Here is a 6396-nt window from a genome sequence, read left to right as displayed (position 1 = left end):
CAAAGCTAATTCATTTTGAGCCCTTTATGCTTTTACTAATCCATAGTTCACGTTATTTATAGCAAGCTTTATTGCCATATCTGTGACAGATTAAGGTTTGATTATTCATTCTTATTTACATTTACATTCCCCTCCAGGTAAGTTTAAATGGCTAACAGACTCAATTTATTTTGCCGTTCTCATCTTTGGCTGTACCTTTGTAACAATCTGGATGGAGGTTAGTGTATTGATTTTGCCTTTTGAATTGTTAAAATTGAATCTTATTTTGAGGAAAGGTGCAAAAGTAACCGTAGTGCTATGCAATAATTTACTTTTTTAGCAAAGGCATCGAACGCAGAAGTACATTTAAAAATCAATATGCTTTACAGCTATACCAAAGCTCCCTGTATATTTCCAATGTTTACCTATAATTATTGATATATGCTACGAAGTCACACGTGCGGTGAATTAAGAATGGAACACGTAAACCAGCCGGTAAGCCTTTGCGGATGGGTGCAAACTAAAAGAGATAAAGGCGGAATGGTCTGGATTGATTTACGCGACCGCTATGGCGTTACACAGCTAATTTTTGAAGAAGGCAAAACAGATCCACAATTGCTGGAAAAAATCCGTTCGCTGGGCCGTGAGTTTGTTGTAAAAGCCGAAGGAAAAGTAGTAGAGCGGGTTGCCAAAAATGATAAAATACCTACCGGGAATATTGAAGTGCGGGTTGAAAACCTGGATATTTTGAACCCAGCTAAATTACCTCCCTTTCTTATTGAAGATGAAACAGATGGTGGAGATGATTTGCGGATGAAATACCGGTACCTGGATTTGCGTAGAAATGCTGTACGGAAAAATCTGGAACTTCGCCATCAGATGATGCGCCAGACAAGAACGTATATGGATAGCAAAAACTTTATTGAGGTAGAAACGCCAGTGCTTATCAAATCTACGCCGGAAGGAGCCCGCGACTTTGTCGTACCTTCCCGCATGAACCCTGGTGAGTTTTATGCCTTGCCACAATCTCCTCAAACTTTCAAGCAATTGCTAATGGTTTCCGGTTTCGACCGTTATTACCAGATTGTAAAATGTTTCCGTGACGAAGACTTGCGTGCTGACCGCCAGCCAGAGTTTACTCAAATAGACTGCGAAATGTCTTTTATTACGCAAGAAGATATTCTGAATACATTTGAGGGCTTGGTGAAGCATTTGTTTAAGCAGGTAAAAGGCATAGAGCTGACTAACCTGGCTCGTATGAGCTATGCCGATGCTATGAAATATTATGGCAACGATAAGCCCGATACCCGTTTTGAGATGCGGTTTACGGAATTAAATGAGGTAGCTAAAGGAAAAGATTTCTCTGTATTCAATGATGCTGAGCTGATTGTAGGGATTTGTGCCAAAGGCTGTGCGGAGTATACCCGCAAGCAGCTAGATGAGCTAACTGAATTTGTAAAACGTCCACAGATAGGCGCCAAAGGGTTGGTATATGTGCGGTACAATGCAGATGGCAGCATCAAATCGTCTATTGATAAGTTTTATTCAGAAGCAGATTTGAAAGTGTGGGCAGAAAAAATGCAGGCTGCTCCTGGCGACTTACTGCTAATTATTTCCGGTGAAGCTACTAAGGCTCGTAAAGCTTTATCCGAACTACGCCTGGAAATGGGTGAGCGGTTAAGCTTGCGTGATAAGTCTACTTATTCCTGCTTATGGGTATTAGACTTTCCATTGCTGGAGTGGGGGGAAGAAGAGCAGCGTTGGTTTGCTATGCACCATCCCTTTACTTCGCCAAAGCCTGAAGATATTCACTTGTTAGAATCTGATCCTGGCAAGGTGCGGGCAAATGCCTATGATATGGTCATTAATGGGGTAGAAGTAGGAGGGGGCTCTATCCGGATTCATAACCGGGAATTGCAGGCTAAAATGTTTAGCCATTTAGGCTTTACTGATGAAGAGGCCCGCCGCCAGTTTGGTTTCTTAATGGAAGCTTTTGAGTATGGCGCCCCTCCACATGGGGGTATTGCCTTTGGTTTCGACCGCTTGTGCTCCTTATTCGGCGGAGCTGATTCTATCCGTGATTTTATTGCCTTTCCCAAAAATAATTCAGGCAGAGATGTAATGATTGATACGCCCTCCACTATTTCAAATGCACAGCTGGAAGAGTTGAGTATCCGGGTTAGTATGTCCGGAAAAAAATAATACAATCTTCATCTTGCTTCCTTCACACCTGGTAAAAATAACTTGCCAGGTGTTTTTTCTGGAGTATTATTTTACCTTTTCAATAGGCGGCTTTTGCGATGAATTGGCAGAATTATCGTTAGATAAATAAATAAGGATAAAGGGGATCAGGAAGAAGGTTAAGATAATATAGATTAGACCAACGAGCCTGTTCTTCATGGTGAGGCTACCCAGGTAACGTGCCAAGTATACCGGGATTTGCCGGATTACTGGTATAGGAAAGAAAATAAATACACCAATCACATTAAACAGCACGTGTGCCAGAGCTATGCTTAATGCTGCTTCTGATTTGGAGATAGAGGCAATTAAGGCAGTAATGGTTGTACCTACATTGGCACCCATAATAAAAGGAAATGCTTTTTTTATAGATAATTTGTCAGCGGCCACTAACTGAACAATAAATGAAGTGGTTGTAGAACTGGAGTGTATGGCTGCTGTTAAGCCTGCTCCCCATAACAAAGAACCTGTCGGTGAGCCAAACACATATTTATCCATTCGCTTCTGCGACTCGCCAATAACAAGCTTTTTCAACAAATTAGTTAAATAACGGATGGTAAAAAACAGCAGAAATACAGATAGAATTAATAAAATTAACCCATTCTGGTTAGTAAGTGAAGTAACTATATCTGCCAGTGGTTTTACAGTAAGTTTAACTAATGTGCTTGGGCCACTGGCTATACCAAATACCTGACTGGTAACCACACGGGAAAGGCTAGACAATAAACCAAAATAATATTCCAGTGGGAAGAGGATTAGCGTGACTAGAATATTAAAAAAATCGTGCAGAATAGCCACTGCAAAAGCTTTACGGAAGGCTTTCTTATCAATAATATGCCCCAATGAAACAATTGTACTAGTTATAGTTGTACCTATGTTTGCCCCCATAATCATAGGTACGGCACTTTCAAGCGTGAGGGCACCTGAGGCTACTATAGCCACTATCATGGAAGTAGTAGTAGAACTGCTTTGTACAATAGCTGTGCTGAGCAAACCAATAAATAAACTGATGAATGGATTGGATGTAGCTTTAATAATTTCTTCTATAATGTTTCTGCCCAGCAGGTTAAAAGCAGAAGCCATTAATTCTAAAGAGAGCATAAAAATAAAAGTTACCAGCAAAAGTGCAACAACCTGAATAATAATAAACGAGGTGCTGATTTTAGGGCTAGGTTTACTTTCTTCTATACTGCTTTGCTTCAATGAGGTGTGTATTGAGTTTGAACAAAGGTAATTAAAATTGTCTTTCGGCTTGCTAAATACGCTAGTTTAATATAATTGAATATTGGGATAATCCAAAAAATAATACTATGATAAAGCTACATTCATTATTTGCTAACATAGCTTTAGTTAATTAGCTTGCCTTTTTGCAACAGCAAAATATTTAAACCATCAGCAGCTGTTTTTTTATGAAGATGATAGAATGCAGCTAGTAATTAGCCTATCTACATACTTAACGCAATGTATTTACATTTTGCTGAGTTCCTCTACTGCTAGCCAACTCATGAGTCCTGAGCCAATTTCCAATGCTTGTTCGTCTACATCAAATGTTGGCGTATGTACAGAGGAAATAATTCCTCTTTGTTCGTTGCGGGTGCCTAGTCTATAAAAGCAGGCATCTATGTGCTGGGTATAATACGCAAAATCTTCAGCAGCCATCCATATATCCAGGTCTACTACATTCTCTTGCCCCATATAAGCAACAGAAGCATTTTTCATCCGGCGGGTAAGCTCCGGCGCATTTTTCAGAAAAGGATAGCCCCGCATAATGGTAAATTCGCAACTGCCGCCCATAGCGTCGGCTATTCCTTCAGCCATCTTTTTCATTTTCTTATGTGCTGAAGCCCGCCACTCTTCATCTAATGTCCGGAAGGTGCCTTCTATGTACACTTCATTAGGAATAACGTTAGTAGCGCCATTGGCTATTACTTTTCCGAATGAAAGTACAGATGGAATTTTAGGGTTGGCATGCCGGCTGACAATCTGTTGTAAAGCCACAATAATATGTGAAGCAATAAGTACAGGATCTATATTAATATCCGGCATAGCCCCATGACCGCCTTTTCCTTTTACGGTTACATATAATTCGTCGGCACTGGCCATATATAAGCCTTCCCGGAATCCAATTTTACCAACTGGAATATTGGGTGCCACATGTTGGCCGAGTATGTATTTTGGAGCTGGTTGCTGGAGTACACCATCGCGTATCATTAAAGAAGCGCCCCCAGGTATTTTCTCTTCCCCGGGTTGGAATATCAGTTTTACCGTACCTTCAAACTCTTCTTTTAATTCATGCAAAATACGGGCTGTGCCAAGCAAAGAGGAAGTATGTACATCGTGTCCGCACGCATGCATTACACCCGGATTAGTGGATTTGTATTCTACTTCGTTAGCTTCCAGAATAGGTAGCGCATCCATATCTGCCCGGAGTGCAATGGTTTTTTTGTCCGGATTTTTTCCTTCAATCAGCGCTACAACACCAGTATCAGCTATGCCTTCCTGAGGAGTAATGCCAAACGAGCGTAGTTTTTCAGCTACAAATCTGGCTGTATTGTGTTCCTCAAAGGATAATTCCGGGTTGGCATGCAAGTGCCGGCGAGTGGCTATTAGATCGTTTGCATAGGTTTGGGCAAGTGTTTTTACTCTGGAGAGCAGTGTCATGTACGTGGGTTTATATGCAATTAGTAATAACGCCTATTTTATTATAACAAAGAGTAGTATTGTTGCTCTCAAAGGTACGCAATTAGCTACCCAGTCAGAAATAGTTTTTACATGTTTTCTACCTATCCTTCTTGCTATTACACATTTTATTTCAAAATTAAGGCTTGGCATAACAAGCAATTTTACTCATATTTATTGCTTGCAAAGCTATATTTTATGACTCTTAGTTTATCAGCCATTTACATTTATCCGATAAAATCTTTAGGTGGAATAGCCGTAAGTTCTGCCCTTATTGAGGAAACAGGCTTACAATACGATCGCAGGTGGATGTTGGTAGATGCACAAAACCAGTTTATGACTCAGCGCAAGTTTGCTAAAATGGCTTTGCTTAAGGTTTCCATAGAGGAAGACCAACTTTGGGTGACTGCTCCTGATGTGCCTCCTCTGACTATACCTTTTGTACCGCAGACCTCAGAAATTCTTTCTGTAACTGTATGGGATGATACATGCCAATCAATCGTAGTAAGCAAAGAAGCGAACGAATGGTTTAGCTCAGCCCTACAGCAAGAATGCAAACTGGTATATATGCCAGATACAACTTTGCGAAAAGTAGATGAGCGATATGCTAAAAATAAGGAAATTGTAAGCTTTGCCGACGGATATCCTTTTCTACTTATTGGGGAAGCTTCTTTAGCAGACTTGAATAGTCGTTTAGCTCAACCTGTACCCATGAACCGCTTCCGCCCCAATTTAGTCGTAAATACCATTGAGCCCTTTGTGGAAGATACCTGGAAAACCATTACTATAGGCGAAAGTGTTTTTCATGTAGTAAAACCATGTGCCCGTTGTATACTTACTACTATAGACCAACAAACTGGTAAAGCTGGTAAAGAGCCGCTAAAAACACTTTCAACTTACCGTACTTTCAATAATAAAGTATGGTTTGGACAAAATCTGTTAAGTGACAACGCAGATGGGATAAAAATCCATATAGGAAGTCCGGTTACTGTGTTAAGTTAGTGCTAAAGAGTTAATCTGCTATTGCTATTACAGAAATTTCTATATGTGCCCCCCGAGGTAAGTTTCGTACTTCCACAGTCTCCCGGGCAGGGGCAACAGTAGGCATATAGGTGCCATATATTTCATTTACCTGGCTGAATGTGTTAATATCCGTAAGGTAAATAGTGGTTTTTACAACCTGAGTAAAATCCATATCTGCTTGCTGTAAAATAGCCTTTATGTTATCCATTACCTGCCTGGTTTCCTGCCTTATGTTTGTAGTATCCAAAATATTAGTTACAGGGTTAATGGCAATTTGTCCGGATACAAAGACTATATTTCCTTTTTGTATTGCCTGGCTATAGGGTCCAATAGGGGCAGGAGCCAATTTTGTAAGAATGGCTGTTTTAGCTCTGGTTTTGGTAAGATTACATGCTGATAAGGCTGTACTTAGTATGAAGTACAATAAGTATATTTTTGACTGATGCACTAGATTTTTTGCAGGTTAGATGGTCGAGT

General features: G+C 40.3%; 5 protein-coding genes. 2 read left to right on the top strand and 3 right to left on the bottom strand.

All coding sequences use genetic code 11. From position 1 onward, the window contains the following. Positions 1 to 420: 420 nt before the first annotated feature. Complete coding sequence (aspS, locus tag Q0590_RS33440; protein ID WP_302042025.1) at positions 421 to 2181, top strand: aspartate--tRNA ligase; 1761 nt, start codon at positions 421 to 423, stop codon at positions 2179 to 2181. 66 nt (positions 2182 to 2247) lie between these two features. On the opposite strand, the gene Q0590_RS33435 is transcribed toward aspS, so the two are convergent. Together Q0590_RS33435 and Q0590_RS33430 are read right to left on the bottom strand one after the other, a co-directional pair. Continuing rightward, entirely contained in the window at positions 2248 to 3339 is a 1092-nt protein-coding gene (locus Q0590_RS33435; RefSeq protein ID WP_302042026.1) for a Na/Pi symporter, read from the bottom strand. Positions 3340 to 3684: 345 nt separating this feature from the next. After that, complete coding sequence (locus Q0590_RS33430; protein ID WP_302042024.1) at positions 3685 to 4878, bottom strand: M20 metallopeptidase family protein; 1194 nt, start codon at positions 4876 to 4878, stop codon at positions 3685 to 3687. 216 nt (positions 4879 to 5094) lie between these two features. Here Q0590_RS33430 and Q0590_RS33425 point away from each other — a divergent pair, with 216 nt between their 5' ends. Further along, positions 5095 to 5898 (top strand): MOSC domain-containing protein, encoded by an 804-nt coding sequence (locus Q0590_RS33425; protein WP_302042023.1) that lies wholly within the window; start codon positions 5095 to 5097, stop codon positions 5896 to 5898. Between the two features lie 10 nt (positions 5899 to 5908). Here Q0590_RS33425 and Q0590_RS33420 read toward each other — a convergent pair whose 3' ends face one another. Next, a complete protein-coding gene (locus Q0590_RS33420) occupies positions 5909 to 6367 on the bottom strand; it encodes a Rid family detoxifying hydrolase (RefSeq protein WP_302042022.1) in 459 nt (152 codons plus the stop codon). Positions 6368 to 6396: the final 29 nt, after the last annotated feature.

The organism is Rhodocytophaga aerolata (genome assembly GCF_030503435.1).
GTDB lineage: Bacteria > Bacteroidota > Bacteroidia > Cytophagales > 172606-1 > Rhodocytophaga > Rhodocytophaga aerolata.
This window is presented reverse-complemented; position numbering and strand designations above follow the sequence as displayed.

Excerpts from the sequence above, each read along its gene's own strand:
- Q0590_RS33425 (WP_302042023.1), top strand. The coding sequence starts at position 5,095 with ATGACTCTTAGTTTATCAGCCATTTACATTTATCCGATAAAATCTTTA.
- Q0590_RS33430 (WP_302042024.1), bottom strand. The coding sequence starts at position 4,878 with ATGACACTGCTCTCCAGAGTAAAAACACTTGCCCAAACCTATGCAAAC.
- aspS (WP_302042025.1), top strand. The coding sequence starts at position 421 with ATGCTACGAAGTCACACGTGCGGTGAATTAAGAATGGAACACGTAAAC.